The sequence below is a fragment of the Pseudomonas sp. RGB genome, from assembly GCF_007713445.1.
In the GTDB taxonomy this organism is placed as follows: domain Bacteria; phylum Pseudomonadota; class Gammaproteobacteria; order Pseudomonadales; family Pseudomonadaceae; genus Aquipseudomonas.
The window spans coordinates 650,707-677,132 of sequence record NZ_VMSH01000001.1; the positions used below are offsets into that span (position 1 = coordinate 650,707).

Below are 26,426 nucleotides of genomic sequence, written 5' to 3' on the forward strand. Positions count from 1 at the left end.
GCAGAAGCTAGATGTCCCTCAGTCGCGTCTCGGTCACCGCGGTGCGCAATCTGCACCCGGTGACCTTCTCCCCCTCCCCCCGCATCAATATCCTCCACGGCGCCAACGGCAGTGGCAAAACCAGCGTGCTGGAAGCCATTCATTTGCTGGGGCTCGCCCGTTCTTTTCGCAGTGCACGTCTTTTGCCGGTGATTCAATACGAGCAGTTGGCATGCACTGTATTCGGCCAAGTTGAATTGGCTGAAGGCGGACACAGCAGCCTGGGAATATCTCGTGAGCGCGGTGGGGAATTTCAAATTCGCATTGACGGGCAAAATGCTCGCAGCGCTGCCCAGTTGGCGGAAATTCTGCCTCTGCAGTTGATCAACCCCGACAGCTTCCGCCTGTTGGAAGGTGCACCGAAGATCCGCAGGCAATTCCTCGATTGGGGAGTGTTCCACGTGGAACCGCGTTTCATGGCCACTTGGCAGCGCCTGCAGAAGGCCCTGCGGCAGCGGAACTCATGGCTGCGGCATGGTACACTTGACGCCGCTTCGCAAGCAGCCTGGGACCGGGAACTGTGCCTGGCCAGCGACGAAATAGATGAATACCGCCGCGCCTATATCAAAGCCTTGAAACCAGTCTTTGAGCAGACCTTGCGTGAGTTGTTGGATCTCGAGGGTCTGACGCTGAGCTACTACCGTGGTTGGGATAAAGAGCGTGAGCTGAGCGCAGTGCTCGCCACGTCCTTGCAACGGGATCAGCAAATTGGCCATACCCAGGCAGGCCCCCAACGTGCTGATCTGCGTCTTAGATTAGGCGCACATAATGCCGCGGATATCTTGTCCCGCGGTCAGCAGAAGTTGGTGGTGTGCGCACTGCGTATCGCCCAGGGGCATTTGGTTAGCCAAGCCCGACGCGGTCAGTGTATTTATCTGGTGGATGACTTGCCGTCCGAACTGGACGAGCAGCACCGCCGCGCGTTATGCCGCTTGTTGGAAGACTTACGCTGCCAGGTATTCATTACCTGTGTAGACCACGAATTATTGAGGGAAGGCTGGCAGACGGAAACGCCAGTCGCTTTGTTCCACGTGGAACAAGGCCGTATCACCCAGACCCACGACCATCGGGAGTGAAGGCATGAGCGAAGAAAACACGTACGACTCGACCAGCATTAAAGTGCTGAAAGGTTTGGATGCCGTACGCAAACGTCCCGGTATGTACATTGGCGACACCGATGATGGTAGCGGTCTGCACCACATGGTCTTCGAGGTGGTCGACAACTCCATCGACGAAGCGTTGGCCGGTCACTGCGACGACATCAGCATCATCATCCACCCGGATGAGTCCATCACCGTGCGCGACAACGGTCGCGGCATTCCGGTAGACGTGCACAAAGAGGAAGGCGTTTCGGCGGCAGAGGTCATCATGACCGTGCTCCACGCCGGCGGTAAGTTCGACGACAACTCCTATAAAGTCTCCGGCGGTTTGCACGGTGTAGGTGTGTCGGTAGTGAACGCTTTGTCGGAAGAGCTGATTCTGACCGTTCGCCGTAGCGGCAAGATCTGGGAACAGACTTACGTGCACGGCGTGCCACAAGAGCCGATGAAAATCGTCGGTGACAGCGAATCCACTGGTACGCAGATCCACTTCAAGCCATCGGCTGAAACCTTCAAGAATATTCACTTCAGCTGGGACATCCTGGCCAAGCGTATTCGTGAACTGTCCTTCCTCAACTCCGGTGTGGGCATCGTTCTCAAGGACGAGCGCAGCGGCAAGGAAGAGCTGTTCAAGTACGAAGGCGGTCTGCGTGCGTTTGTTGAATACCTGAACACCAACAAGACTGCGGTCAACCAGGTGTTCCACTTCAACATCCAGCGTGAAGATGGCATCGGCGTAGAAATCGCCCTGCAGTGGAACGACAGCTTCAACGAGAACCTGTTGTGCTTCACCAACAACATTCCTCAGCGTGATGGCGGCACTCACTTGGTGGGTTTCCGTTCGGCGTTGACGCGTAACCTGAACACCTACATCGAAGCCGAAGGCTTGGCCAAGAAGCACAAGGTCGCCACCACCGGTGACGACGCACGTGAAGGCCTGACCGCGATTATCTCGGTGAAAGTGCCAGATCCCAAGTTCAGCTCCCAGACCAAAGACAAGCTGGTGTCTTCCGAAGTGAAGACCGCTGTGGAACAGGAGATGGGCAAATACTTCTCCGACTTCCTGCTGGAGAACCCGAACGAAGCCAAGCTGGTTGTCGGCAAGATGATCGACGCTGCACGTGCGCGTGAAGCGGCGCGTAAAGCCCGTGAGATGACCCGTCGTAAAGGCGCGCTGGATATCGCCGGCCTGCCGGGCAAATTGGCTGACTGCCAGGAGAAGGACCCTGCCCTCTCCGAGCTGTACCTGGTGGAAGGTGACTCTGCTGGCGGTTCCGCCAAGCAGGGTCGTAACCGTCGCACCCAGGCGATCCTGCCGTTGAAGGGTAAGATCCTCAACGTTGAGAAAGCCCGCTTCGACAAGATGATTTCCTCTCAGGAAGTCGGCACGTTGATCACAGCCCTGGGCTGCGGTATCGGCCGCGACGAGTACAACATCGACAAGCTGCGCTACCACAACATCATCATCATGACCGATGCTGACGTCGACGGTTCGCACATCCGTACCCTGCTGCTGACCTTCTTCTTCCGTCAGCTGCCGGAGTTGATTGAGCGTGGCTATATCTACATCGCTCAGCCACCGTTGTACAAAGTGAAAAAAGGCAAGCAAGAGCAATACATCAAAGACGACGACGCCATGGAAGAGTACATGACGCAGTCGGCCCTGGAAGATGCCAGCCTGCATTTGAACGACGAAGCTCCGGGTATCTCTGGTGAGTCGCTGGAGCGTCTGGTTAACGATTTCCGCATGGTCATGAAGACTCTCAAGCGTCTGTCGCGCCTGTACCCTCAGGAGCTGACCGAGCACTTCATCTACCTGCCGGCCGTCAGCCTGGAGCAGTTGGGCGATCACGCAGCGATGCAGGATTGGCTGGCCCAGTACGAAGTGCGCCTGCGTACCGTCGAGAAGTCTGGCCTGGTGTACAAAGCCAGCCTGCGTGAAGACCGTGAACGTAACGTGTGGCTGCCAGAGGTCGAACTGATCTCCCACGGCCTGTCGAACTACGTCACCTTCAACCGCGACTTCTTCGGCAGTAACGACTACAAAACCGTCGTTACCCTCGGCGCGCAATTGAGCACCCTGCTGGACGACGGTGCTTACATTCAGCGCGGCGAACGCAAGAAGCAGGTCAAGGAATTCAAAGAAGCCCTTGATTGGCTGATGGCAGAAAGCACCAAGCGTCACACCATTCAGCGATACAAAGGTCTGGGCGAAATGAACCCGGATCAGCTGTGGGAAACCACCATGGACCCAGCTCAGCGTCGTATGTTGCGCGTGACCATCGAAGACGCCATTGGCGCAGACCAGATCTTCAACACCCTGATGGGTGATGCGGTCGAACCTCGCCGTGACTTCATCGAAAGCAATGCCTTGGCAGTGTCCAACCTGGACTTCTGATCAGGTCAGCCTGCTAAAACAAAAAGGCCAACGCTCAGCGTTGGCCTTTTTTATTGGGTCTGAAAAAAGCAGTTTTTCCAATGCTCCACGTGGAACATCGAACTTATTGGCTCGAATTTACCGCCGCCACACTCTCCAGCCGATAACCGTATCCGTAGATCGTCAACAGTTGCCAGCCACGGTCGGCGGTCAGCCCCAGCTTGTTGCGCAGGCGATAGATATGAGTATCCAGCGGGCGCGAGGAGACCATCTCCTCATGAGACCAGAACCGCTCATACAGATATTCACGAGACAACGGACGCGCCAGATTGGCGAACAAGCAACTGGCCAAGCGGTATTCACGCTCAGTCAGGTTGATAGGTTTGCCCGCACGAGTGACGGTCAGCTCAGCATCGTCAAAGGTCAGATCGTTGAAGCTCTGCACTTCATGGGCCGTCGATTTTTGCAGACCATGGCGACGCAGCACGGCCGTGATCCGGGCTTTCAGTTCATTGGGCCGGAAGGGTTTGCTGACGTAATCATCCGCCCCACTGTTCAGCGCCGTGACGATGTCGCTCTCGGCGTCCCGACTGGTGAGCATGATCACGGCGGGCGGTGACTCCATGTGCTCGCGGGTCCAGCGCAGCAGCGCGATACCCGTGATGTCGGGCAGCTGCCAGTCGAGTATCAGCAAGTCAAAGGTTTCCCGGCGCAGCTGGCGTAGCAGGTCTTCACCACGCTCGAAGCAATGCACGGACCACGGCTGTTCCGCGGTGCTGGGAATCTGTCGCAGTGTCTGCTCAACCCGGCGCAACTCAGCGGGCTCGTCATCCAGTATTGCGACACGCATGGGTGGGTCCCTTCTACTAAAAAAACGGCGCAAATGCCGGCCATCGAATCTGAATAATTGTGGTCAGATTCAGCGGACCATGAATCTATCGATACGCTGATATCAAAGAGCCTTTAATCCGTTGGAAGACCTCGATACCTTGGAGGAAAGATACCCACTCCTGCCCGTAAGGAAAAGGTTCAGCATGAATCGCTCAGGAAAGTCTAACAGTGAGACCGATATGAGCTTCACTGGGTTCAGTACACCGCTCATATCGAAAAGGGAGAGGCTGGGGCATATGGCGCGTTCAACTATCCACTCTCGACACCTCTACACCCCTGCGACGGTGGCCCGGTGATGCTGTGGCGCAAATCCGAAAAACGCCAACCCACTCGAGCACAACTGCTGTTCCACGGTTTGATACGCGAGTGGCTATTGATTGGCCTGGTTCTGCTGCCCTTCACTGTTTACCTGTCCTTGAGCCCAGGCCTGGCCCTCAATAACCCGCTGTACGACAGCCTTCGTCGCCTGACCCCATTGCCGGTTGACCCGCGGATCCTGCTGGTGACTATTGATGACCAGAGCCTGAAAAAGCTAGGCCAGTGGCCCTGGCCGCGCAGCGTGCATGCTGACCTGATTGACCGGCTGAGTACCGCTCGACCGGCAGGCATATTGTTTGATGTGATCTTCAGCGAGCCCGGCGATGCGGCGGATGACCAACGGTTGGCCGACGCGGTGTGCAATGCCGGCAATGTGTTGTTGCCCACGGCGAGTTCCGACGCGGCGGATGAGCAACTGTTGCCACTGCTCAAATGCGCCAAAGGCATGGGCCAGATCAATGTCGAAGCCGATAACGATGGTGTGGTACGCAGCCTGTATATGCGCGAGGGCCCGCCCGGCAACACGCTTGCGCAGCTGGCATGGCTTGCCTATACGTTGAGTGGGCAAACCTCACCCATGCCGGGGCTCGCCAAGGAACCTGACGGGCAGCATTGGCATCGTGAACACGCTGTTCGTGTTCCTTACACCGCGCAGGGCCACTTTCCCAGCGTGTCCTACGTCAGCGTATTACAGGGCGAGGTACCGCCCGACGTGTTGCGTGGTCGGTTGATATTGGTCGGTGCCACGGCCTATGGAATGGGTGATCGCTTTGTCACGCCCCTCTCCTCCACAGTGGGCTCCACGGCCGGAGTGGAGATCCAGGCCAACATCCTCAATGGATTGCTGCTGGGGCGCAGCATCGTCGATCTTCCAGGCTGGCTTGCCGCATTGATGGCCGCATCGCTGGTGGCGTTGCTGCTGGGGCTGCTGTTGTATCGGCCGCGCTATGCACTGTGGATGACCCTGGCTTGCATGGTCACCGCACTGCTCGGCTCATGGGCGCTGCTACGCCTGGGGCATTGGTGGTCACCCGCAGCGTGTCTGATCGGGCTGCTGCTCAGCTACCTGATCTGGAATTGGCGCCGCCTGAGCGTGATCCTTGCTTACTTCGGCTGGGAACTGGCACGCCTGGATAACGAACCCAAAGTGCTGCCCGAGCGCCGCCGTGCGCCCGCCAGCAAAGGTGACGTGTTGCAGGGGCGGATCTTTGCGCTTGAGCAGGCGGTAAGCCGCACGCGCGACACGCGGCGCTTTATGGCGGACGGGTTGGAGTGCCTGCCGGTGGCGACCCTGATTACCGATCCCCACGGCAGCATCCTGCTGGCCAACCGCGTCGCCCGTGAGGTGTTCGGCAACGATCTGGTGGCCACAAATCTATTGGAACAACTCGCCGACCTCGGCTACCCGCCGCTGCACAACGGCGTTCGCCCTGCCCTGTCGGCGCTGCAGCTTATCGAGTTCCGTGATATCCACCAGCGCAGCCTGCGCATGGAGCTGGCACCCTTGCTGCCGGCCGAAGGTGATGTCGCCCTTGGCTGGCTGCTGAGCCTTACCGACTTGAGCAAGGAGCGTGAAGCCCAACAACACCGCGAGACGATGTTGCGCTTCCTGTCCCATGACCTGCGTGCGCCGCACTCGGCGATCCTGGCGTTGCTGGATGTGCACAACGGCGATTCACCGATATTTGCCCAGATCGAACAACAGGTGAAACGCGCATTGAGCCTCACCGAATCCTTCGTGCAGTTGGCCAAAGCCGAAGCCGACGGCTACCACTTCCAGCCGACGCTATTTGCCATGCTGGTCATGGATGCCTTTGACCAGGTGGCAGTGATCGCGCAGCTCAAGGGCATTCACTTGGTACACGACTTGGATGAGGCGGATGAGGGCATGGTGTCAGCCGATCAATCATTGCTGACACGGGCGCTGTTCAACGTGCTGGAAAACGCCATCAAGTACTCCCCGTCAGGCACCACCGTCACGCTGAGCCACGGCAGCGCGCAAGGTTGGTTGGAATGTCGCATCAGCGATCAGGGGCTGGGCATCGCGCCTGGGGATTTGCCGGAGCTGTTCAGCCAGTACCGACGCTTCGATTCAGCCCAGGGCAGTGAGGGTTTGGGTTTGGGGCTGACCATGGTCAAAGCCGTGATTGAGCGCCATGGCGGCCGTATTCTGTGCGAGAGCGAGTTAGGCAAAGGCTCGACCTTCAGCCTGAAACTGCCCCTGCTCGATACGTGAAAAGCCTGGTTTTCTGCTGTGCATAAAAAACCGGTCAAAAAGACCGGTTTTTTAATGCGCAAAAAACTTATGCACGTTTTTCGCGATTTTATTAGCTTGAGAAATATGTAAGTAAATCAGCTTCTTACGAAACAAAAACGGCAATTCGCCAACAAACCGTACACAGGTTATCCACAGAAGCTCAAATCGCCGGCGTCTCTACCACCACAGGCTCGGGAGGCAATGAACCCATGGCCCGTTGCTGCGCTTCATTCCACGCTGCAGCGCGGTCATTCAATGCTGCAATCGCACGTGGCCCTTCGCCTTCTGCGTACATCGGCTCACCAATCACTACCGTGATGGTGCCTGCGCTTTTGGCCCAACCTGTCTTCGGCCAGAACTTGCCGGCGTTATGCGCAATCGGCAATACCGGCAGGTTGGCATTCACCGCCAAAGCGGTGCCGCCCCGCGAGAATTTGCCTACGGTACCGTAAGGCACACGCGTACCTTCCGGAAAGATCAGTACCCAAACGCCATCCTTGAGCAACTCATCGCCTTTTTTGGCGACGTGCTTGAGCGCCGCCTTGGGGTTGTCACGATCAATGGCGATCGGGCGCAACATGGCCATGGCCCAGCCGAAGAACGGCACATACAGCAGCTCGCGCTTGAGCACCTGGCTCAACGGCGAAAAGTACGCGGAGAGGAAGAACGTTTCCCAGGTGCTCTGGTGGTTCGACAGAATCACGCAGGGCTGCTCCGGGACGTTTTCAGCGCCCTTCACTTCGAAACGGATGTTCAGGAACACCTTGGTCAGCCACAACGCGCAGCGGCACCAATAAACGTTGATAAAGCGATAGCGCGCCTTGAACGGCAGGAACGGCGCAATAAAAAAGCTCAGGGTGCACCAGAGAAACGAACTGGTGCCCAGCAGCAGGTAAAAGAAAAAGGTTCTGATGGCCTGCAAGATCGACATGGCGGCATTTACCGTTGCGGGACACGGCCCGCCTGTTAAAAGCGCACTCCCGAACAGTCCTTGGTCAGGAAGTCGAGGGCGGCTAGTTGTTGATAAGTTCTGCGGCAACCGCCGCCAGATCGTCAAAAATCAAAGTGCCTACCGGCAGGTCTTTCGCCTGGGTCTTTTCGCCTTTCCCGGTCTTAACCAAAACTGGCTGAGAGTCGACGGCTTTGGCCGCCTCCAGGTCACCGAGGCTGTCCCCGACGAACCATAGCCCAGCCAAGGGCACCTTGTAATGTTCTGCAATGGTTTTCAACATGCCAGGCTTGGGTTTGCGGCAATCGCAGCCCTCATCCGGCCCGTGAGGGCAGTACACCACCAGCCCCACCTCACCGCCCTGCTCGGCCACCAACGTGCGCAAGCGCGCGTGCATGGCGTCCAGGGTGGCGATGTCGTAATAACCACGGGCGATGCCGGACTGGTTGGTGGCGATGGCCACCGTCCAGCCGGCTTTGCTCAACTGCGCGATGGCCTCGATCGAGCCGGGCAGTGGAATCCATTCCGCCACCGACTTGATGTAAGCGTCGGAGTCGTAATTAATCACTCCGTCCCGATCGAGAATCAGCAGTTTCAACATGATCAGCCCAGTACGGAAATGTCAGCGATGTTGATGAACAAACCCCGCAGACGCGCCAGCATGGCGTAGCGGTTTTTCCGCACGCCGGCATCGTCGGCATTGATCATCACGGCTTCGAAGAACGCATCCACCGGCTCACGCAAGGTGGCCAGGCGCGCCAGAGCTTCGGCGTAGTTACGTTCAGCGAGCAGCGGCTTCACTGCGTTTTCGGCCTTGGCGATGGCCGAGTTCAGCGAGAACTCCTTGGCATCGGCAAACAGGGACGGGTCGACTTCGGTATTGCCGAGGTTGTCGGCCTTGCTCAGCAGGTTCGACACGCGCTTGTTCACGGCAGCCAGTGCATCGGCTTCCGGCAACTTGCGGAAAGCCTGTACGGCCTGCACACGCTGATCGAAGTCCAACGCCGAGCCCGGTTGCAGGGCACGGACCGACAGGTACACCGAAACATCCACGCCTTCGTCTTCGTAACGCGCACGCAGGCGGTCGAACACGAACTCCAGCACTTGCTCGGCCAAACCGGCTTGCTTGACCTTGCCACCGAACTGGCCGACCGCAAACACCACGGCCTGGGTCAGGTCGAGGTCGAGCTTTTTGTCGATCAGGATACGCAGCACGCCCAAGGCAGCACGGCGCAGGGCGTACGGGTCTTTGCTGCCGGTAGGCAACATGCCGATACCGAAGATACCCACCAGGGTATCCAGCTTGTCGGCGATGGCCACGGCCGCACCGGTCAAGGTGGTTGGCAGCTCAGCACCGGCACCGCGCGGCATGTACTGCTCGTTCAGCGCCAGGGCTACATCGTCCGGCTCGCCGTCGTTGAGGGCGTAGTAGTAACCGGCAACGCCTTGCATCTCCGGGAACTCGCCGACCATTTCGGTGGCCAGGTCGCACTTGGACAGCAAGCCCGCGCGGGCAGCCCAGGCGGCATCGCCACCAATGCGCGGCGCAATGTAGGCCGCCAGCTTGGAAACGCGCACGGCTTTGTCGTAGACGCTGCCGAGTTTTTCCTGGAACACCACGTTTTGCAGGCGCAGGTTGAAGTCTTCGAGCTTCTGCTTCTTGTCTTGCTTGAAGAAGAACTCGGCGTCGGTCAGGCGCGGGCGCACGACTTTTTCGTTACCGGCGATGATCTGCTGCGGGTCTTTGCTTTCGATGTTGGCCACGGTGATGAAGCGCGGCAGCAACTTGCCGTCCACGTCCAGCAGGCAGAAGTACTTCTGGTTGTCCTGCATGGTGGTGATCAGGGCTTCTTGCGGCACGTCGAGGAAACGCTCTTCGAACGAGCACACCAGCGGCACTGGCCATTCAACCAGCGCGGTCACTTCGTCGAGCAGGCTTGGCGGCACGATGGCGGTGCCTTCCTGCAGGCGGGCCAGCTCTTCGGTGCGCTTGCTGATCAGCTCACGACGCTCATTGGCATCGGCCAGCACGTAAGCGGCGCGCAGGTCGGCGGCATAGTTGGCGGGCGAAGTGATGCGCACGGCTTCTGGGTGGTGGAAGCGATGACCACGCGAATCACGGCCCGCCTTTTGAGCGAGGATCGTGCAGTCGATGACCTGGTCACCGAGCAGCATCACCAGCCATTGGGTTGGGCGTACGAATTCTTCTTTGCGAGCGCCCCAGCGCATGCGCTTGGGGATCGGCAGGTCGTTGAGGGAATCTTCAACGATGGTCGGCAACAGGCTCGCCGTCGGCTTGCCGGTGATGACCTGGCTGAAACGCAGTTTCGGGCCGCTCTGGTCGATCTCGCTCAGCTCGACGCCGCACTTCTTGGCAAAACCCAGGGCTGCTTGAGTCGGGTTACCTTCCGCATCGAAAGCGGCTTGGCGCGGCGGGCCGTCGAGGTTGATGCTGCGGTCCGGCTGCTGGGTTTCCAGCGCGGTCAGCAACACAGCCAGGCGACGTGGCGCGGCGTAGACTTTTTTCGCAGCGAACTTCAGGCCGGCTGTGTGCAGGCCTTTTTCAATACCGGCCAGGAACGCGTCGGCCAGGGTGTTGAGTGCCTTGGGCGGCAGCTCTTCGGTGCCCAGTTCAACCAAAAAATCTTGAGCACTCATTGTGCAGCCTCCAGCTTAGCCAACACTTCATCACGCAGATCCGGGGTTGCCATCGGGAAGCCCAGCTTGGCGCGAGCCAGCAAGTAGGCTTGGGCGACGGAACGCGCCAGGGTGCGTACACGCAGGATGTATTGCTGGCGCGCGGTGACCGAGATGGCACGGCGGGCATCCAGCAGGTTGAAGGTATGGGAGGCCTTCAACACCATTTCATAGCTTGGCAGCGGCAGCGGCTGGTCGAGTTCGATCAGGCGCTTGGCTTCGCTTTCATAGAAGTCGAACAGTTCGAACAGCTTGTCGACGTTGGCGTGTTCGAAGTTGTAAGTGGACTGCTCCACTTCGTTCTGGTGGAACACATCGCCATACGTCACTTTGCCGAACGGACCGTCAGCCCACACCAGGTCGTAGACCGAGTCCACGCCTTGCAGGTACATGGCCAGGCGTTCAAGGCCGTAAGTGATCTCGCCGGTCACCGGGTAGCACTCGATGCCGCCCGCTTGCTGGAAGTAAGTGAACTGCGTCACTTCCATGCCGTTGAGCCAGACTTCCCAGCCCAGGCCCCAGGCGCCCAGGGTCGGCGATTCCCAGTTGTCTTCGACAAAACGGATGTCGTGCACCAGTGGGTCCAGGCCGACATGTTTCAGCGAGCCCAGGTACAGCTCCTGGAAGTTGTCCGGGTTGGGCTTGAGTACCACCTGGAACTGGTAGTAGTGCTGCAGGCGGTTCGGGTTTTCGCCGTAGCGGCCGTCAGTCGGGCGACGACTGGGCTGCACATAAGCGGCGTTCCAGGTTTCCGGGCCAATGGCCCGTAGGAATGTAGCGGTGTGGAAAGTGCCGGCGCCTACTTCCATATCGTAGGGCTGAAGTACCACACAACCTTGCTCGGCCCAATATTGCTGGAGGGCGAGGATCAAGTCTTGGAAGGTACGCACGGCTGGCGTAGGCTGGCTCACGAAATTCACCTGTTACTTGGGCTGCGATTTAAAGAGCGGGAGTATACCCGATTCGGCCGCGCCACCATCCCCTGGAGCCTTATGCCACGCTGCTTTTGGTGTTCTGAAGATCCGCTGTACATGGCTTATCACGATCAGGAGTGGGGAACGCCGCTGCGCGATGCGCAGGGTCTGTTCGAGTTGCTTTTGCTCGAAGGGTTCCAGGCGGGCCTGTCCTGGATCACCGTTTTACGCAAACGCGAGCATTATCGAAAGGTCCTGTTCGGCTTTGATGCACAGCGCCTGGCGCGCCTCAGCGATGCCGAGATCGAGGCGCTGATGCTCGACCCTGGCATCGTGCGCAATCGTCTGAAACTCAATGCCACCCGCCGCAATGCCGCGGCCTGGCTGGCGCTGGAAGACCCGGTGGGTTTGCTCTGGTCGTTCGTCGGCGGCGTGCCCAAGGTCAATCACTTCAAGGATCGCAGTGAGGTCCCGGCGATTACGCCCGAGGCTGAAGCCATGAGCCGCGCCCTGAAAAAAGCCGGTTTCACCTTCGTCGGGCCAACCATTTGCTACGCCTTCATGCAGGCCAGCGGAATGGTCATGGACCACACTCAAGACTGCGACCGTTACGCGGACTTGGCCAACGCCGGTTAGAATGCCCGCTTTGCGCACCACACACGATCAGGAGTGACCTGTGGAAAAGTTTAAAGGCGCCTTGCTGGTAGGCGCTCTTCGGTTGTTTGCCTTGTTGCCATGGCGCGCTGTTCAGGCCGTCGGCACGGCAATTGGCTGGATCATGTGGAAAACCCCCAACCGCTCCCGCGAAACAGTGCGGATCAACCTCTCCAAATGCTTCCCGGACATGGACCCCGCCGCCCGCGAGCGCCTGGTCGGCCAGAGCTTGATGGACATCGGCAAGTCCCTGACGGAAAGCGCCTGCGCCTGGATCTGGCCGGCCCAGCGCTCCATCGACCTGGTGCGTGAAGTCGAAGGCCTGGAAGTGCTGCACCAAGCCCTGGCCTCGGGCAAAGGCGTGGTGGGCATCACCAGCCACTTGGGCAACTGGGAAGTGCTCAATCACTTTTATTGCAACCAGTGCAAACCGATCATTTTCTACCGCCCGCCCAAGCTCAAGGCGGTGGATGAACTGCTGCAAAAACAGCGCGTGCAATTGGGCAACCGCGTGGCGGCGTCCACCAAGGAAGGCATTCTCAGCGTGATCAAGGAAGTGCGCAAAGGCGGCCAGGTGGGAATCCCGGCTGACCCCGAGCCGGCGGAATCGGCCGGGATCTTTGTGCCGTTCTTCGCCACCCAGGCGCTGACCAGCAAGTTTGTACCCAACATGCTTGCGGACCATAAGGCGGTGGGCGTGTTCCTGCATGCGCTGCGGCTGCCGGACGGTTCGGGTTACAAAGTGATTTTGGAAGCGGCGCCGGAAGACATGTACAGCACCGACACCGCCACGTCCTGCGCGGCGATGAGCAAGGTGGTGGAGCGCTATGTCGGCGCCTACCCGAGCCAGTACATGTGGAGCATGAAGCGCTTCAAGAAGCGCCCGCCGGGTGAGGCGCGTTGGTATTGATTCACCCAGGTCTAAGCCCAATGAGGACCTAATGTGGGAGCTGGCTTGCCTGCGATGGCATCACCTCGGTGTAACACAGAGACCGAGTTGTCTGCATCGCAGGCAAGCCAGCTCCCACAGGGATCGCATCAGGCCTGGCGGTCGAGCTTTTTCAGGAACACCGTCATCTCTTTTTCGGCCTGCTTGTCGCCATGGGCCTGGGCCGCTTCAATGCCCTTCTCCCACGCCAGCCGCGCCGCCGCACTATCACCCAACCCCGCCTGCGCCTTGCCCAACAACTTCCACGCCGCCGAATACTTCGGATCGAATTCCACGCACTTGTGCAAATGCTCCGCCGCCTTGGCGTTGTCCTTCAAATCCAGATAACCCTTGCCCAAGCCGAAGCGCAGCAGCGAATTATCCACACCCTTGGCGAGCATTTTTTCCAGGGATTCGAGCATGGTGGCGTGTCCTTTTAGCTAGGTAAGGTTTTCAACCGCGTCATCGCGGGCAAGCCCGCTTGCGCGTTAAAAACGCGATCACCTGTGGGGCGGGCTTGCCCGCGGTGACGACGGCAGGCTCACCTGAATGGTTTGATCAGAAAAAGCTCAACCCCACGTGGAACAACTTCTCCACGTCGCGGATATGTTTTTTATCCACCAGAAACAGAATCACATGGTCGCCCGTGACGATCACCGTATCGTCGTGGGCGATGAGTACCTCTTCGTCACGAATGATCGCGCCAATGGTGGTGCCCGGCGGCAAGCCGATATCGCGGATGGCCTTGCCGATCACCTTGCTCGACTTCGAATCGCCATGGGCAATCGCCTCGATGGCCTCCGCCGCGCCCCGGCGCAGGGAGTGCACGCTGACGATATCGCCACGGCGCACGTGAGCAAGCAAAGTGCCGATGGTGGCCAGCTGCGGGCTGATGGCGATGTCGATATCGCCGCCCTGGATCAGGTCGACATAAGCCGGGTTGTTGATGATGGTCATGACCTTCTTCGCTCCCAGCCGCTTGGCCAACAGCGAGGACATGATGTTGGCCTCGTCATCGTTGGTCAGTGCCAGGAAAATATCGGCGTCGGCGATGTTCTCCTCCATCAGCAGGTCGCGGTCCGAGGCGCTGCCTTGCAGTACGACGGTGCTGTCGAGGGTGTCGGACAAATGCCGGCAGCGCGCCGGGTTCATCTCGATGATCTTGACCTGGTAGCGGCTTTCGATGGCCTCGGCCAAGCGCTCGCCGATCTGCCCACCGCCGGCGATGACGATGCGTTTGTAGGTCTCGTCCAGCCGGCGCATTTCGCTCATGACCGCGCGAATATTCGCTTTGGCGGCGATGAAAAATACTTCGTCGTCGGCCTCGATCACGGTATCGCCCTGGGGCAGGATCGGCCGGTCGCGCCGGAAAATCGCCGCCACGCGGGTTTCCACATTCGGCATGTGCTCGCGCAACTGGCGCAGTTGCTGGCCCACCAGCGGACCGCCGTAATAGGCTTTAACGGCGACCAATTGCGCCTTGCCCTCGGCAAAGTCGATCACCTGCAAGGCGCCCGGAATTTCGATCAGACGCTTGATGTAGTGAGTCACCACTTGTTCAGGGCTGATCAGCACGTCCACTGGAATCGCGTCGTTGTCGAAAAGCCCTGCACGGGTCAGGTAAGCCGCCTCACGGACACGGGCGATTTTGGTCGGGGTGTGAAACAGGGTGTGGGCGACCTGGCAGGCGACCATGTTGGTCTCGTCACTGTTGGTGACGGCCACCAGCATGTCGGCATCGTCGGCACCGGCTTGGCGCAGCACCGTCGGGAATGACGCGCGGCCTTGCACGGTGCGGATGTCGAGGCGGTCGCCGAGGTTGCGCAGGCGCTCGGCATCGGTGTCGACCACCGTGATGTCGTTGGCTTCGCTGGCCAAATGCTCGGCCAGCGTGCCGCCGACCTGCCCTGCCCCAAGGATGATGATTTTCATCCGGTCACTCCCTTAAACCCATTAGCCGCGCGCGGCGGCAATCTTGATCAGTTTGGCGTAGTAGAAGCCATCGTGTCCGCCTTCTTGCGCGAGTAACTGGCGGCCGTGGGGCTGCTTGATGCCGGCCGCGGTGGCGAGGTCCAGTTCGCGCGCGCCGCTGGTGCGGGCGAGGAAGGCTTGAATCACCTCGGTGTTCTCGGTGGGCAAGGTCGAGCACGTGGCGTAGAGCAGGATGCCGCCGACTTCCAGGGTCGGCCACAGGGCGTCGAGCAGTTCGCCTTGCAGCACGGCCAGGGCGGCAATGTCGTCGGGTTGGCGGGTCAGCTTGATGTCCGGATGACGGCGAATCACGCCAGTGGCGGAGCATGGCGCGTCCAGCAGAATGCGCTGGAAGGGTTTGCCGTCCCACCAAGTGGCGGTGTCGCGGCCGTCAGCGGCGATCAGCTCGGCGTTCAGGCCCAGGCGGGCGAGGTTTTCACGCACGCGCACCAGGCGCTTGGCTTCCAGGTCGACGGCGACGACAGCGGCGAGGTCTTTTTCGACTTCCAGAATGTGACAGGTCTTACCGCCCGGCGCGCAACAGGCGTCGAGCACGCGTTGGCCGGGCGCCAGGTCGAGCAGGTCGGCGGCCAGCTGCGCGGCTTCGTCCTGCACGCTGATCCAGCCTTCGGCAAAGCCTGGCAGGCTGCGTACGTCGGTGGCTGCTTCCAGCACGATGCCGTCGACGCTGTACACGCACGGCGTGGCGTTGATGCCGGCGTCGGTGAGCAATTGCAGGTAGGCGTCGCGGCTGTGATGGCGACGGTTGACCCGCAGAATCATTGGTGGGTGCGCATTGTTGGCCGCGCAGATGGCTTCCCATTGCTCAGGCCAGAAGGCTTTCAGGGACTTTTGCAGCCAGCGCGGGTGTGCGGTGCGCACCACCGGGTCGTGTTCCAGCTCGGCCAGCAACGCTTCGCCCTCGCGCTGAGCGCGGCGCAGCACGGCGTTGAGGAGCGCCTTGGCCCAAGGTTTTTTCAGCTTGTCGGCGCACCCAACGGTTTCACCGATGGCGGCGTGGGCCGGCACGCGGGTGTAGAGCAGTTGATAGAGGCCGACCAGCAGCAGCGCTTCCACATCCGCATCCGCGGCTTTGAACGGCTTTTGCAGCAGCTTGGCTGCCAGCGCCGACAAGCGTGGCTGCCAGCGCGCGGTGCCAAAGGCCAGGTCCTGAGTGAAACCGCGATCACGGTCTTCAACCTTATCCAGCTGCGTAGGCAGCGAACTGTTCAGCGAAGCCTTGCCATTCAGGACGGCGGCGAGGGCCTTGGCGGCGGCCAGACGCGGGTTCATTGAACGACCGCCCCGAGAACCGTGCCCAGGGCAAATTTCTCACGACGGCTGTTGAACAAATCGCTGAAATTAAGCGCTTTACCGCCGGGCAATTGCAGACGGGTCAGGCAAAGCGCCTGTTCGCCGCAGGCGACCAACAGGCCTTCTTTGCTGGCGCCGATGATTTCACCGGGGGCGCCCTTGCCTTCAGCCAAGGTGGCGGCCAGCACTTTCAAGGCTTCGCCACTGAGTGTGCTGTGGCCGATCGGCCATGGGTTGAAGGCACGCACCAGGCGTTCCAGCTCTACGGCCGGGCGGCTCCAGTCGATGCGCGCTTCGTCTTTATTGAGTTTGTGGGCGTAGGTGGCCAGGCTGTCGTCCTGCACTTCGCCTTCGAGGGTGCCGGCGGCCAGGCCGGCGATGGCCTGGACCACAGCGGGCGGGCCTAGCTCGGCGAGGCGGTCATGCAGGCTGGCGCCGGTGTCTTGGGCGGTGATCGGGGTGGTGACTTTCAGCAGCATAGGGCCGGTGTCGAGGCCCGCCTCCATGCGCATCACGGTCACACCGCTTTCACGGTCGCCGGCTTCCACGGCGCGCTGGATCGGCGCCGCACCGCGCCAGCGTGGCAACAGCGAAGCGTGGCTGTTGATGCAGCCCAGGCGCGGGATATCCAGCACCGCCTGAGGCAGGATCAAGCCATAGGCCACGACCACCAGCAGGTCTGGCTTCAGCGCCGCCAGTCCCGCCTGGGCCTCGGCGTTGCGCAGGGTTGGCGGTTGCAGCACAGGGAGGTTGTGTTCCAGCGCCAGCTGCTTGACCGGGCTTGGCATCAGTTTTTGCCCGCGACCGGCCGGGCGGTCCGGCTGGGTGTACACCGCGACAATGTCATAAGGGCTGGCAAGCAGCGCCTTGAGGTGTTCGGCAGCGAATTCGGGAGTGCCGGCAAAAACAATGCGCAGTGGCTCGGTCATGGGAGATCTCGGTTAAAAACAGTCACAAAAGAAAAAGGCTTGCCGCAGCAAGCCTTTGGAAGAAGGGCATCAAGCTTGCTGGCGATGCTTTTTTTCCAGCTTCTTCTTGATCCGGTCGCGTTTAAGCGTGGACAGGTAATCGACAAACAGCTTGCCGTTGAGGTGGTCGCACTCGTGCTGGATGCACACGGCCAGCAGGCCATCGGCGATCAGCTCGTAGGGCTTGCCGTCACGGTCCAGTGCCTTGATCTTCACGCGCAGCGGGCGTTCGACGTTCTCGTAGAACTCCGGCACCGAGAGGCAGCCTTCCTGGTATTCGCCCATCTCTTCGGTCAGCGGTTCGAACTCGGGGTTGATAAACACCCGCGGTTCGCTGCGATCTTCCGACAGGTCCATGACCACGACGCGCTGATGCACGTTGACCTGGGTGGCGGCGAGGCCGATGCCCGGGGCTTCATACATTGTTTCAAACATGTCATCGACCAACTGACGAACCTTGTCGTCCACTACGGCCACCGGTTTGGCGATCGTGCGCAGGCGCGAGTCGGGAAATTCGAGGATGTTCAAAATAGCCATAAGCGTAATTGCTGCACATGTGAGGTAGAGGCAAATCGGCGGTGGGATGGACCCAGGCAGCCGGTGTGAAAGGTTCCAAAGCCGCGAAGGCTATGGCATTTCACGCGAACGCACATAATAAAGGAGATTGACCCCATGAGGAAATCGCTACTCGTCTTGCTGCTGTGGACGCCGCTCACGATGGCCTTGATCCCACCGCCCGGCCAGCGGCTGGAACCAGCAACGCAGCAGGCCATCCAGTCCTTTTTACTGCACAACCGCATACTCGATACGGCTCACGACCTGGACAACGCACCTTACATTGTCGCGGCCGATGCCGGCCGGGTGCTGGGTGCCAATGGTGACCGTGTGTATGCAAGGGGCGCCCTGGACCCCACACAGCCCAATTACGGAATTTTTCGCCGCGCCAAGGCCTACACCGACCCCGACACTCAGGAATTGCTGGGCATCAACGCCGATAACATCGGCACCGCGCGCTTCGTAATGGCCGGCGATCTCACCACGCTGGCGGTGCAGCGAGTCACCCAGGAAGTACGTCCCGGCGATCGGCTGCTGCGCGCCGAATCTACGTTTGAGCCGGCCCCCGTGAAGCGTGCGCCCTGTGTTAAGGGGCACATCATCGACATTCCCAAAGGCGTCACCCAGATTGGCGTGCTGGACGCCGTCACCCTGAACAAAGGCCGACGCGACGGGCTGGTTGAAGGCCAATTGCTGACCGTGATCAAAGCCGGCGCGACGGTCCGCGACACCCTCACCGGCGCGGCAACCCAACTCCCCGATGAGCGCGCCGGCACGCTGCTGGTGTTTCGCACCTATGAAAAGCTCAGCTACGGCCTGGTTCTCAGCGCCTCACGCTCGCTGGCAGTCATGGACCGATTCGAGACTGCCCAACAAACACAATAAATAGCCTGCTAAATAAGTTACCAACAGAGTTATCCACAGCTTGTTCCGGTCAAGGATGATCAAATGTATCCGATAAACAGCAGCGAAATTTCCCCGTCAGAACTGGAAGCTCGACTACGCTTGCACAGGCTGCCGGAACTGGGTTCCAAGCGTTTTCGTGTGTTGCTCGAAGCCTTCGGCTCTGCCTCAAAAGCCATCAGCGCCCCTGCCAGTGCATGGCGTTCCCTCGGGTTGCCGGCCGTCAGCGCCGATGCCCGCCGCAGCCCTGAAATACGTGACGGTGCCAGTGAGGCATTGGCGTGGTTGGCGCAGCCGGCCCAGCATTTGCTGATGTGGGACCAACCTGAGTACCCGGCACTCCTCGCCCAGATCGATGATGCCCCGCCGTTATTGTTCGTCGCCGGTGACCCCAAAATCCTGGAAAAACCGCAGTTGGCCATGGTCGGCAGTCGCCGTGCGTCGCGACCCGGCATGGACACCGCAGCGGCCTTTTCCCGCAGCTTGGCGAGCGCCGGTTTTGTCATCACCAGTGGTCTTGCTTTGGGTATAGACGGCGCGGCGCACCAGGCAGCGCTGGATGTCGGCGGCCAGACAATCGGCGTGCTCGGTACCGGGCTTGAAAACTTTTATCCACAGCGCCACCGACAGCTCGCAGCCACGATGATTGCCCAGGGCAGCGCGGTGGTTTCCGAGTTCCCGTTGGACGCTTCGCCACAAGCTGGCAACTTCCCCCGGCGCAACCGGATCATCAGTGGCCTGTCGCTGGGCGTGCTGGTGGTGGAGGCCAGCATGGCCAGTGGCTCGCTGATCACCGCGCGGCTGGCGGCCGAGCAAGGGCGCGAGGTGTATGCGATCCCGGGCTCCATCCATCACCCTGGCGCCAAGGGCTGCCATCAATTGATCCGCGATGGCGCGACGCTGGTGGAATCCATCGAGCACATTCTGGAAGGGTTACGTGGCTGGCAGGCGCTGTCCCGTCCGGCCCCCATGCCCGTCACTCATCCGCTGGTGGCGTTGCTGCACGCCGCGCCTCACACCAGTGAAGGCTTGGCCATTGCCAGCGGGCGGCCGTTGTCCCAGGTGCTGGCAACCCTCACCGAGCTTGAGCTCGAAGGCCAGGTGATCTGCGAAAGCGGGCGCTGGCTTGCGCGCTGCTAGGTTTTGTAAAGAAGATCGGTAAACTGCGCAGAGCTTTAGTCCGGAGAGTGAGTAATGGTCAACAGGTGGCGTGTGCTGGAAACCGCACGGGAAATTCGCGCAGGCGCGGTGATTGCCTACCCGACCGAAGCGGTCTGGGGCCTTGGCTGCGATCCGTGGAACGAAGAAGCGGTGGACCGGCTGCTGGCGATCAAGAATCGGTCGGTGGACAAGGGCCTGATCTTGGTGGCGGACAATATTCGCCAGTTCGATTTTCTCTTTGAAGACTTCCCGGACATCTGGATCGAGCGCATGGCCAGCACCTGGCCTGGGCCCAATACCTGGCTGGTGCCCCATCAGGACTTGCTGCCTGAGTGGGTAACGGGTGTGCATGACACGGTGGCGTTGCGGGTGACTGATCATCCGCTGGTGCGGGATCTGTGCTCGCTGGTCGGGCCGCTGATTTCCACCTCGGCCAACCCGCAAGGGCGCCCGGCTGCGCGTACGCGGCTTCGCGTGGAGCAATACTTCCGTGGCCAGGTAGATCGGGTATTGGGCGGCGCCCTGGGTGGGCGCAAAAACCCGAGCCTGATTCGCGATTTGGCGACGGGTGAGGTGGTGCGGCCTTCCTGAGACCGCGTTGCGGCCATCGCGGGCAAGCCGGCTCCACACTCGACCGCGTTCCTTCAGTTGGAATGCGATCAAAATGTGGGAGCCGGGCTTGCCCGCTATGAGGCCCTTACAACCTCAAAAGATCTACCGCCTTATGGCAGCAGAATGGTCGACCCCGTCGTCCGCCGCCCCGACAGCTCAGTCTGCGCCTTCGCCGCGTCCGCCAGCGAAAACCGCTGGTTGATATCAATGCGCACCTTGCCGCTCTTGATCATCGAGAACAAATCATCCGCCATCGCCTGCAAGTCTTTCGGGTTGCTGGCGTAAGTCGCCAAGGTCGGCCGGGTGACATACAGCGAACCCTTCGCCGCCAGAATCCCCAGGTTCACCCCATCCACCGCGCCCGACGCATTACCAAAACTCACCACCAGCCCACGTGGCGCCACGCTGTCGAGCGAGGTCAGCCAGGTGTCCTTGCCGACGCCGTCGTACACCACCGGGACTTTTTTGCCGTCGGTCAATTCAAGTACGCGTTGTGCGACGTTTTCCTTGCTGTAGTCGATCGTTTCCCAGGCGCCGAGGGATTTGGCCAAGGCGGCCTTTTCCGGTGAACTCACGGTGCCGATCAACTTCACGCCCAAGGCCTTGGCCCATTGGCAGGCCAGTGAACCCACACCACCGGCAGCGGCGTGGAACAGAATGGTTTCGCCGCCCTTCAATTCGTAGGTTTGACGCAGCAGGTATTGCACGGTCAGGCCTTTGAGCATCGCACCGGCAGCCTGTTCGAAGCTGATGTCGTCCGGTAGGTGCACCAGGTTGGCGGCGGGCAGCACGTGCAATTCGCTGTAGGCGCCCAGCGGGCCGCTGCCGTAGGCCACACGGTCGCCGACTTTGAATTGCGTGACCTCGCTGCCCACGGCATCGACCACACCGGCGCCCTCTGCGCCCAGGCCCGATGGCAGGGCCGGCGGCGCGTAAAGGCCGCTACGGAAGTAGGTGTCGATAAAGTTCAGGCCAATGGCCTCATTGCGCACACGAACCTGCTGCGGGCCAGGCGCTGCCGGCGTGTAGTCCACATACTCAAGCACTTCGGGGCCGCCATGGGCGCTGAACTGGATACGTTTGGCCATCTGCACTTCTCCTGAGGTCGAATTCGCGTAGCCCTCTATCCCACTCCTATGCTTGATCTTCGTCAACTGCGGCGCACCTAAGTGCAGTGCCACGTAAGTGCAGTGGTATCCTGTGCGCCCATTTGCCGCCGACGCCGCATGGCCTCGCGTAGCTTTGCCCGATTCAAGGTGATGCCATGACTACCCGCACCGAGGCTGTTAAAGCCTACCTGCTCGACCTGCAAGACCGTATTTGCAGCGCCCTGGAAACCTTCGAGACGGACACTCGCTTTATCGAAGACGCCTGGACCCGGCCTGCCGGTGGCGGCGGTCGCACCCGTGTGATCGAAAACGGTACGGTCATCGAAAAAGGCGGCGTTAACTTTTCCCACGTGTTCGGCAGCGGTCTCCCACCGTCCGCCAGCGCGCATCGCCCTGAGCTGGCCGGTCGCGGGTTTGAAGCCTTGGGCGTGTCGTTGGTGATCCACCCGCACAACCCGCATGTGCCGACGTCCCACGCCAATGTGCGCTTTTTCATCGCCGAAAAAGAAGGCGAAGAACCGGTGTGGTGGTTCGGCGGCGGCTTCGACCTCACGCCCTACTACGGCAACGAGGAGGACTGCATCCACTGGCACCGCGTTGCCGAGCAGGCCTGTGCGCGATTCGGCCCGGACGTGTACTCGCGCTATAAAGCCTGGTGCGATACGTATTTCCATATCAAACACCGTAACGAACCGCGCGGCATCGGCGGCCTGTTCTTCGACGATTTGAACGAGTGGGACTTCGACACCTGCTTCGCCTTCATCCGCGCCATCGGCGATGCGTACATCGACGCCTACCTGCCGATTGTGCAGCGCCGCAAGGCCCTGGCTTACACCGAACAGCAGCGCCAGTTCCAGGAGTTCCGCCGAGGGCGCTACGTCGAATTCAACCTGGTCTACGACCGTGGCACCCTGTTCGGCCTGCAGTCGGGCGGGCGCACCGAGTCGATCCTGATGTCGCTGCCACCGCAAGTGCGCTGGAGCTATGACTGGAAGGCCGAGGCCGGTAGCGAAGAAGCGCGTCTCACCGATTACTTCCTGCAAGACCGCGACTGGCTGGGCCTCGCCGCGCCCAAGGCGGCCGTCTGATGGACCGTTATGTGGTGTTCGGCAACCCTATCGGCCACAGCAAGTCGCCGTTGATTCATCGCATGTTCGCCGAGCAGACCGGCGAGCAACTGGACTACAGCACCTTGCTCGCGCCTTTGGAGGATTTCACCGGCTGTGCCCGTGAGTTCTTTCAGCAAGGCCGTGGCGCCAATGTCACGGTGCCCTTCAAGGAAGACGCCTACCGCTTGGCCAACAGCCTGACTGAACGTGCCCAGCGCGCCGGGGCGGTGAACACCCTGAGCAAGCTGGCCGACGGCACCCTGCTGGGTGACAACACCGACGGCGCCGGCCTGGTGCGCGACCTGAAAGTGAACGCCGGGCTGAACCTGCACGGCCAGCGCATCCTGTTGCTCGGTGCTGGCGGCGCGGTGCGTGGGGCGTTGGAGCCCTTGCTGGCCGAGCAGCCTGCCGCGCTGATCATCGCCAACCGCACGGTGGAAAAGGCCGAGTTGCTTGCCGAGCTGTTTGACGATCTGGGCCCTGTGTCGGCCAGCGGTTTCGACTGGCTGCGTGAGCCGGTGGACCTGATCATCAATGCCACGTCCGCGAGTCTGTCAGGCGATGTACCGCCGATTGCCAGCAGCCTGATCGAGCCGGGCAAGACCTTTTGCTACGACATGATGTACGCCAAGGAACCCACCGCGTTCTGCCGCTGGGCGACAGAGCATGGCGCAGCCGTGGCGATGGATGGCCTGGGCATGCTCGTGGAGCAGGCGGCGGAAGCGTTCTTCCTGTGGCGCGGCGTGCGCCCGGATTCGGCGCCGGTGTTGGCTGAGCTACGCCGCCAGTTGGCGTAACACAACGCCAACGTGGGCACGGTCAAACTGTGGGAGCTGGCTTGCCTGCGATAGGATCACTTCGGTCCAACTGACAGACCGAGTCGTCCGCATCGCAGGCAAGCCAGCTCCCACAGTTTTAACCGCATTCAGTCTTCGAAATGGATGGGGCATTTGTCGGCCCCTTCGAGTTTTTTCAATTCTTCCACTACCTGCGGCCGGGCCCTACGCAACGTCAAACTACGCCCCGTTCCCCGCAACCGCCGCGCCTCCTGGTGCAGCATCTCCACCCCGGAATAGTCGATAAAGTTGATCTGCTGCGCCTCGATCACCACCCGCTCACCCTGCAAGCTCTGCAGGCGCACTTGCAGGTAATGGCTGGCGCCAAAAAAGATCGAGCCCCCCACCCGCAATACGTCTTCATCACCGTCGCGCCACTGCTGAACACGCGGTTGCGAAGTGCGTTTGAGGTAGAAGAACAGCGACGCCAGCACGCCGGCGTAAATCGCCGTTTGCAGCTCCAGCAGCAAGGTGGCCACGCACGTCAGGCTCATCACCACAAATTCTGCGCGGCTCACGCGGAACAACGCGCGGATGCCGCGATGATCCACCAGGCCCCAGCAAATCAGCAGGATGCTCGCGGCCATGCTGGGGATTGGTATGTGCGCGATCAACGCCGCCCCAAATACGGCAAACAACGCCACCCAGCCGGCGGAAAACACGCCTGCCAACGGTGAGCAAGCGCCCGCCTCGTAGCTGAGGCCGGAGCGGGTAAAGGAACCGGCCGACAAGTAACCGGAGAAAAATCCGCCGACGATATTGGATAAGCCCTGCGCGCGGACTTCTTGATTGGCGTCGAGCAGTTGCTGCGAACGCGCCGACAGCGAGCGCGCAATCGACAAGCTGGTCACCAACCCGAGCATGCCCACCGCCACCGCGCTCGGCAGCAGGCGCAGGAGCATGTCCAAGTCCATCGGCAATGGGCTGAACGGCGGCAGTGTGCCCACAAACGAACTGACCCGCGCCACATGCCCGAACATCGACGGCCACAGCCACGCCACCAGGCTGCCCAAGGCCAGGGCGATCAACAGTGTTGGCCAACGTGGCACCAGGTACTTGAGCAGCGCGCCCACCAGCAAAGTGCCCAGACCCAAGGCGAGGGAGGCGTGGTCCCATTCGCCACTGTGATTGATGAGCGCCAGCAGGCTTTTGATCGCTGTGGCTTGGCTGGGCAGATCCAGCCCCAGCAGGTTGGGCAACTGCCCCAAGGCGATCACCACGGCAGCGCCGAGGGTGAACCCCAGCACCACCGAATGAGAGACGAAATTGACCAACGCGCCGAAGCGCAGCATGCCCAGCAGCCATTGGAAAACGCCAGCGAGGACGGTCAGAAGCAGGATCAGCGTGATGTAGTCCTGCGACCCTGGCACAGCCAAAGGGCTGATGCTGGCGTAGAGCACGATGGAAATGGCGGCGGTAGGGCCGCAGATCAGGTGCCAGGAGGAACCCCAGAGGCAGGCTATCAGTACCGGGATGATGGCGGCGTACAAGCCGTATTCGGGTGGGAGACCGGCGATCAGCGCGTAGGCAATCGACTGCGGCAGCGCGAGCACGGCACCGCTTAAGCCAACCATCGCATCCCGGCCGACGCTGGCGCGGGTTTGGCGCGGGAGCCAGGCGAGGAAGGGCAAGAGTGTATGGCGGTTGGGCCGGGGCATCGCAGACTCGGGTTGAAAAGGTTAGCTCAGGGTATCAGCACACACCGGTACCTGTGGGAGCTGGCTTGCCTGCGATAGCATCACCGCGGCGTATCAGTAATACCGAGGTGCCTGCATCGCAGGCAAGCCAGCTCCCACAAAAGCCAGTTCCCAAAAAGGATCGATTTCGGGGGTTAGAGCTTGGCTTTTACCGCAGCCAGCGCATCCTGGCCATCCACGGTTTTTACCCCATCGAGCCACTTGTCCAACACCGCTGGATTGGCCTTGATCCAGGCCTTCGCCGCATCAGCATTGCTGACTTTTTTATTCACCACCTCCGCCATGATGCTGTTCTCCATCTCCTGGGTAAAACTCAGGTTGGTCAGTAGTTTTCCGACATTCGGGCAGGCTTGTGCATAGCCCTTGCGGGTCAAGGTATACACGCTGCCGGTGTCACCGAAGTACTTCTCGCCGCCCTTGAGGTAATGCATGTTCAACTGCACGTTCATCGGGTGCGGCGTCCAGCCGAGGAAGGTCACGAACTTCTGTTTTTTAACCGCCCGCGACACTTCGGCCAGCATCGCCTGTTCACTCGACTCGATCAGCTTCCACTGGCCGAGGTCGAAGTCGTTCTTCTTGATGATCTCCTGCAGCGAAATATTGGCCGGCGCGCCGGAGCCGATGCCGTAGATCTTCTTGTCGAACTTGTCGGCAAATTTGTTCAGGTCTGCAAAGTCATGCACCCCGGCGTCCCACACGTAGTCCGGCACGGCAAGGGTGAACTCGGTGCCGTCGAGGTTTTTCGCCAGTTGCACCACATCGCCATTGGCCACGAACTTGTCATAGAAGCCCTGCTGCGCCGGCATCCAATTGCCCAGAAACACGTCCACCTGGCCGTCCTTGAGCCCGCCAAAGGTGATCGGCACCGCCAGGGTGTCGACCTTGGCCTTGTAGCCCATGCCGTTCAACAGAAAACCGGTGATGGCATTGGTGGCGGCGATATCGCTCCAGCCTGGATCGGCCATCTTCACCGTGTCGCAGCTAGCGTCCGCGTATGCATTGGCGCTACTGAGCACCAACATGCCCAGCACTACAGTCAACTTTTGCATGGCCTTCCCTCTGTCTAT

At 60.5% G+C, this 26,426-nt stretch carries 23 protein-coding genes; 10 read left to right on the forward strand and 13 right to left on the reverse strand.

The annotated features are described in order from the left end of the window. Window positions 1-11: 11 nt before the first annotated feature. Both recF and gyrB read left to right on the forward strand, forming a co-directional pair. Entirely contained in the window at window positions 12-1,115 is a 1,104-nt protein-coding gene (recF, locus tag FPT15_RS03050; RefSeq protein ID WP_145158419.1) for a DNA replication/repair protein RecF, read from the forward strand. A 4-nt stretch (window positions 1,116-1,119) separates the two neighbouring features. Continuing rightward, entirely contained in the window at window positions 1,120-3,537 is a 2,418-nt protein-coding gene (gene gyrB, locus FPT15_RS03055; protein ID WP_145158421.1) for a DNA topoisomerase (ATP-hydrolyzing) subunit B, read from the forward strand. Window positions 3,538-3,640: 103 nt separating this feature from the next. Here gyrB and FPT15_RS03060 read toward each other — a convergent pair whose 3' ends face one another. Next, on the reverse strand, window positions 3,641-4,366 hold the full coding sequence (locus FPT15_RS03060; RefSeq protein ID WP_145158422.1) for a response regulator transcription factor: 726 nt from the start codon (window positions 4,364-4,366) through the stop codon (window positions 3,641-3,643). Between the two features lie 333 nt (window positions 4,367-4,699). Here FPT15_RS03060 and FPT15_RS03065 point away from each other — a divergent pair, with 333 nt between their 5' ends. Then, on the forward strand, window positions 4,700-6,961 hold the full coding sequence (locus tag FPT15_RS03065) for a CHASE2 domain-containing protein (RefSeq protein ID WP_145158424.1): 2,262 nt from the start codon (window positions 4,700-4,702) through the stop codon (window positions 6,959-6,961). Window positions 6,962-7,142: 181 nt separating this feature from the next. Here the strand turns inward: FPT15_RS03065 and FPT15_RS03070 are convergent, their stop codons facing one another. From FPT15_RS03070 to glyQ, 4 genes are all read right to left on the reverse strand, one after another. Beyond that, entirely contained in the window at window positions 7,143-7,913 is a 771-nt protein-coding gene (locus tag FPT15_RS03070) for a 1-acyl-sn-glycerol-3-phosphate acyltransferase (RefSeq protein WP_145158426.1), read from the reverse strand. A gap of 82 nt (window positions 7,914-7,995) precedes the next feature. Next, window positions 7,996-8,535 carry a D-glycero-beta-D-manno-heptose 1,7-bisphosphate 7-phosphatase gene (gene gmhB, locus FPT15_RS03075; protein WP_177410061.1) on the reverse strand — a complete coding sequence of 180 codons (540 nt, stop codon included), beginning with the start codon at window positions 8,533-8,535 and terminating at the stop codon, window positions 7,996-7,998. After that, a complete protein-coding gene (gene glyS, locus FPT15_RS03080) occupies window positions 8,535-10,589 on the reverse strand; it encodes a glycine--tRNA ligase subunit beta (protein WP_145158428.1) in 2,055 nt (684 codons plus the stop codon). The genes gmhB and glyS overlap by 1 nt, the downstream gene beginning before the upstream one ends. Further along, entirely contained in the window at window positions 10,586-11,539 is a 954-nt protein-coding gene (glyQ, locus tag FPT15_RS03085) for a glycine--tRNA ligase subunit alpha (protein WP_003187265.1), read from the reverse strand. Before glyQ ends, glyS begins: the two co-directional genes overlap by 4 nt. An 81-nt stretch (window positions 11,540-11,620) precedes the next feature. Here glyQ and FPT15_RS03090 point away from each other — a divergent pair, with 81 nt between their 5' ends. Both FPT15_RS03090 and FPT15_RS03095 read left to right on the forward strand, forming a co-directional pair. Continuing rightward, on the forward strand, window positions 11,621-12,178 hold the full coding sequence (locus tag FPT15_RS03090) for a DNA-3-methyladenine glycosylase I (RefSeq protein WP_106575980.1): 558 nt from the start codon (window positions 11,621-11,623) through the stop codon (window positions 12,176-12,178). 40 nt (window positions 12,179-12,218) lie between these two features. Next, window positions 12,219-13,106 carry a lysophospholipid acyltransferase gene (locus FPT15_RS03095; RefSeq protein ID WP_145158430.1) on the forward strand — a complete coding sequence of 296 codons (888 nt, stop codon included), beginning with the start codon at window positions 12,219-12,221 and terminating at the stop codon, window positions 13,104-13,106. Window positions 13,107-13,234: 128 nt separating this feature from the next. On the opposite strand, the gene FPT15_RS03100 is transcribed toward FPT15_RS03095, so the two are convergent. The 5 genes from FPT15_RS03100 to def form a co-directional block, all read right to left on the reverse strand. Further along, window positions 13,235-13,546, reverse strand: coding sequence for a hypothetical protein (locus FPT15_RS03100; RefSeq protein ID WP_145158432.1), 312 nt, complete (start codon window positions 13,544-13,546; stop codon window positions 13,235-13,237). A gap of 136 nt (window positions 13,547-13,682) precedes the next feature. Continuing rightward, on the reverse strand, window positions 13,683-15,056 hold the full coding sequence (gene trkA, locus FPT15_RS03105; RefSeq protein ID WP_106575983.1) for a Trk system potassium transporter TrkA: 1,374 nt from the start codon (window positions 15,054-15,056) through the stop codon (window positions 13,683-13,685). Between the two features lie 21 nt (window positions 15,057-15,077). Then, window positions 15,078-16,388 (reverse strand): 16S rRNA (cytosine(967)-C(5))-methyltransferase RsmB, encoded by a 1,311-nt coding sequence (rsmB, locus tag FPT15_RS03110; protein WP_145158434.1) that lies wholly within the window; start codon window positions 16,386-16,388, stop codon window positions 15,078-15,080. After that, window positions 16,385-17,338: a methionyl-tRNA formyltransferase gene (fmt, locus tag FPT15_RS03115; RefSeq protein WP_145158436.1), complete on the reverse strand. Its 954-nt coding sequence runs from the start codon at window positions 17,336-17,338 to the stop codon at window positions 16,385-16,387. Before fmt ends, rsmB begins: the two co-directional genes overlap by 4 nt. A gap of 69 nt (window positions 17,339-17,407) precedes the next feature. Continuing rightward, the gene (gene def, locus FPT15_RS03120; RefSeq protein WP_016970668.1) at window positions 17,408-17,914 is read right to left on the reverse strand and encodes a peptide deformylase; all 507 of its coding nucleotides are present in this window, start codon (window positions 17,912-17,914) and stop codon (window positions 17,408-17,410) included. A 135-nt stretch (window positions 17,915-18,049) separates the two neighbouring features. On the opposite strand from def, the gene FPT15_RS03125 reads away from it, so the two are divergent. The 3 genes from FPT15_RS03125 (at window position 18,050) to FPT15_RS03135 (ending at window position 20,587) form a co-directional block, all read left to right on the forward strand. Beyond that, window positions 18,050-18,817, forward strand: a complete 768-nt coding sequence (locus FPT15_RS03125; protein WP_145158438.1) for a peptidoglycan-binding protein — start codon at window positions 18,050-18,052, stop codon at window positions 18,815-18,817. A gap of 63 nt (window positions 18,818-18,880) precedes the next feature. After that, the gene (dprA, locus tag FPT15_RS03130; RefSeq protein WP_145158440.1) at window positions 18,881-19,975 is read left to right on the forward strand and encodes a DNA-processing protein DprA; all 1,095 of its coding nucleotides are present in this window, start codon (window positions 18,881-18,883) and stop codon (window positions 19,973-19,975) included. A 54-nt stretch (window positions 19,976-20,029) separates the two neighbouring features. Beyond that, window positions 20,030-20,587, forward strand: coding sequence for an L-threonylcarbamoyladenylate synthase (locus tag FPT15_RS03135; protein ID WP_145158442.1), 558 nt, complete (start codon window positions 20,030-20,032; stop codon window positions 20,585-20,587). Between the two features lie 131 nt (window positions 20,588-20,718). Here FPT15_RS03135 and FPT15_RS03140 read toward each other — a convergent pair whose 3' ends face one another. Continuing rightward, window positions 20,719-21,696 carry an NADPH:quinone reductase gene (locus FPT15_RS03140; RefSeq protein WP_145158444.1) on the reverse strand — a complete coding sequence of 326 codons (978 nt, stop codon included), beginning with the start codon at window positions 21,694-21,696 and terminating at the stop codon, window positions 20,719-20,721. A 176-nt stretch (window positions 21,697-21,872) separates the two neighbouring features. Here FPT15_RS03140 and hemF point away from each other — a divergent pair, with 176 nt between their 5' ends. Both hemF and aroE read left to right on the forward strand, forming a co-directional pair. Next, window positions 21,873-22,805 (forward strand): oxygen-dependent coproporphyrinogen oxidase, encoded by a 933-nt coding sequence (gene hemF, locus FPT15_RS03145; RefSeq protein ID WP_145158446.1) that lies wholly within the window; start codon window positions 21,873-21,875, stop codon window positions 22,803-22,805. Continuing rightward, complete coding sequence (gene aroE, locus FPT15_RS03150; protein ID WP_145158448.1) at window positions 22,805-23,623, forward strand: shikimate dehydrogenase; 819 nt, start codon at window positions 22,805-22,807, stop codon at window positions 23,621-23,623. Before hemF ends, aroE begins: the two co-directional genes overlap by 1 nt. Window positions 23,624-23,751: 128 nt before the next feature. Here the strand turns inward: aroE and FPT15_RS03155 are convergent, their stop codons facing one another. After that, window positions 23,752-25,320 (reverse strand): SulP family inorganic anion transporter, encoded by a 1,569-nt coding sequence (locus FPT15_RS03155; protein WP_145158450.1) that lies wholly within the window; start codon window positions 25,318-25,320, stop codon window positions 23,752-23,754. Window positions 25,321-25,493: 173 nt separating this feature from the next. Beyond that, the gene (gene choX, locus FPT15_RS03160; protein ID WP_145158452.1) at window positions 25,494-26,408 is read right to left on the reverse strand and encodes a choline ABC transporter substrate-binding protein; all 915 of its coding nucleotides are present in this window, start codon (window positions 26,406-26,408) and stop codon (window positions 25,494-25,496) included. Between the last annotated feature and the right edge of the window lie 18 nt (window positions 26,409-26,426).

Bases quoted from the DNA above. Each gene is read 5' to 3' on its own strand.
- recF (WP_145158419.1), top strand. From the start codon at position 12: ATGTCCCTCAGTCGCGTCTCGGTCACCGCGGTGCGCAATCTGCACCCG.
- gyrB (WP_145158421.1), top strand. From the start codon at position 1,120: ATGAGCGAAGAAAACACGTACGACTCGACCAGCATTAAAGTGCTGAAA.
- FPT15_RS03060 (WP_145158422.1), bottom strand. From the start codon at position 4,366: ATGCGTGTCGCAATACTGGATGACGAGCCCGCTGAGTTGCGCCGGGTT.
- FPT15_RS03070 (WP_145158426.1), bottom strand. From the start codon at position 7,913: ATGTCGATCTTGCAGGCCATCAGAACCTTTTTCTTTTACCTGCTGCTG.
- glyS (WP_145158428.1), bottom strand. From the start codon at position 10,589: ATGAGTGCTCAAGATTTTTTGGTTGAACTGGGCACCGAAGAGCTGCCG.
- FPT15_RS03090 (WP_106575980.1), top strand. From the start codon at position 11,621: ATGCCACGCTGCTTTTGGTGTTCTGAAGATCCGCTGTACATGGCTTAT.
- FPT15_RS03100 (WP_145158432.1), bottom strand. From the start codon at position 13,546: ATGCTCGAATCCCTGGAAAAAATGCTCGCCAAGGGTGTGGATAATTCG.
- trkA (WP_106575983.1), bottom strand. From the start codon at position 15,056: ATGAAAATCATCATCCTTGGGGCAGGGCAGGTCGGCGGCACGCTGGCC.
- rsmB (WP_145158434.1), bottom strand. From the start codon at position 16,388: ATGAACCCGCGTCTGGCCGCCGCCAAGGCCCTCGCCGCCGTCCTGAAT.
- fmt (WP_145158436.1), bottom strand. From the start codon at position 17,338: ATGACCGAGCCACTGCGCATTGTTTTTGCCGGCACTCCCGAATTCGCT.
- def (WP_016970668.1), bottom strand. From the start codon at position 17,914: ATGGCTATTTTGAACATCCTCGAATTTCCCGACTCGCGCCTGCGCACG.
- FPT15_RS03125 (WP_145158438.1), top strand. From the start codon at position 18,050: ATGAGGAAATCGCTACTCGTCTTGCTGCTGTGGACGCCGCTCACGATG.
- dprA (WP_145158440.1), top strand. From the start codon at position 18,881: ATGTATCCGATAAACAGCAGCGAAATTTCCCCGTCAGAACTGGAAGCT.
- FPT15_RS03135 (WP_145158442.1), top strand. From the start codon at position 20,030: ATGGTCAACAGGTGGCGTGTGCTGGAAACCGCACGGGAAATTCGCGCA.
- FPT15_RS03140 (WP_145158444.1), bottom strand. From the start codon at position 21,696: ATGGCCAAACGTATCCAGTTCAGCGCCCATGGCGGCCCCGAAGTGCTT.
- hemF (WP_145158446.1), top strand. From the start codon at position 21,873: ATGACTACCCGCACCGAGGCTGTTAAAGCCTACCTGCTCGACCTGCAA.
- aroE (WP_145158448.1), top strand. From the start codon at position 22,805: ATGGACCGTTATGTGGTGTTCGGCAACCCTATCGGCCACAGCAAGTCG.
- FPT15_RS03155 (WP_145158450.1), bottom strand. From the start codon at position 25,320: ATGCCCCGGCCCAACCGCCATACACTCTTGCCCTTCCTCGCCTGGCTC.
- choX (WP_145158452.1), bottom strand. From the start codon at position 26,408: ATGCAAAAGTTGACTGTAGTGCTGGGCATGTTGGTGCTCAGTAGCGCC.